The sequence below is a fragment of the Litorimonas sp. genome (assembly GCA_029936425.1).
Classification (GTDB): domain Bacteria; phylum Pseudomonadota; class Alphaproteobacteria; order Caulobacterales; family Maricaulaceae; genus Litorimonas.
Genome location: JAPYSU010000126.1, coordinates 1 through 1,286, shown reverse-complemented (window position 1 = coordinate 1,286; position 1,286 = coordinate 1). Strand labels below are relative to the sequence as shown.

Here is a 1,286-nt window from a genome sequence, read left to right as displayed (position 1 = left end):
CAAGGACACGGCGACGAGAAAGGAGGGAGGTGCGCGCGCAGGGGCAGACACCACCGCCTGATTCCCTACGCCGGTTCAAGGTGTGAAGCCACACCGCACCCGGATCAGGGTCCACGGGATCGGCGCTGGCGGCCGGTGATTCGTCACCCTGGCCCTGCGCCATCTCAGCCGGATTCACCGGCACCCCGTCAAGCGAGTCTGAATCGAGTCTAGCATGACCTCGAAGGGAGTCCACCTCGGCTTGGCAAGAACCGATCCCGATCAGTAGATACGCCGCTGGGGGGAGGAGGTTCCCACGATATCGCGAGAGTGCAACTGCCCAGATATCTGGAGAAGTTTCCGCATGGTTGAGAATGCATTTTATCCGATTGAGGAAATGTGGCGAAGTAGAGTCCTGATTGATCAATTCGACAAAGTTTCGACGATTTTGTTGTTGTTTAAAGGGGTATTTTCGTGGTTTTTCTTGGATGTTCTCTGGATTGTATTTGCGTGTTTTGCGGCTGCCTGATAGAGAAGATGTGAGAGAATCTAGAGTGAAAAAAGTACGTTTTTTTATCGATATTCTGACATTCGTTGTGCGCTTGACGACTCCTTTGTGAAGAAGGGAAGAAAGTGAAAGGTGTGTTGGTCCCGTTTTATTGGAAGCATTGGTTCGCCGAGTTTTCATGGAAGCTAAAAATGCTTGCTTTGTTCTCTTTTGAACCCCCCATGGGTCAGGGAAATGGTGCATGGGAAAGGTTTTATGAAGGGTTCCGGGGCCGTTGTCAGTGCTCGTTTCTCAACACAATAGACAAATATTTCGCCTATCTTTTTTTATGCAAATATTTTAGAAAGGAAGACGAGATGCCAGTGTTGGCGTAAACATTCCTATTCGTCGTGGCAATGGGTGATTTAAGATAGACGTTATCAATTTTGTTCGTTCGCGACCGATATTATATCTTATATTTGAGGTGAGTAAGATGAATCCATATTCGACACTTCCAGACCGTGCCTTCTGGAAAAAAGCTGTATCCGAAAAGTCAATTTTTGACATATCCAATTTGTGGTCTCCAAAGTTCAAGATCACAAAGGATAGTAAAGTGGTTACCTTCGGTTCCTGCTTTGCGCAACATATTGGAAATGCTCTTGATAGCAGAGGGTTCAACTGGGTCTCGACAGAAACTCCACCCAAGGGGCTCTCGCAGGAAAATGCAAAAAAATACAATTACAATATTTTTTCGGCAAGAACCGGGAATATATACACCACCTCATTGTTGAAGCAGTGGGTAGAGTGGGCAACAGGGATA

The 1,286-nt window shown here is 47.0% G+C and carries 1 protein-coding gene and 1 riboswitch; the gene reads left to right on the top strand.

All coding sequences use genetic code 11. The features are described 5' to 3' along the window. Positions 1–44: 44 nt before the first annotated feature. A riboswitch (TPP riboswitch) is annotated at positions 45–198 on the bottom strand. Between the two features lie 761 nt (positions 199–959). Then, positions 960–1,286 (top strand): GSCFA domain-containing protein (locus tag ACN0IC_RS15515; protein ID WP_416879653.1); only part of this gene is annotated, 327 nt, incomplete at its 3' end.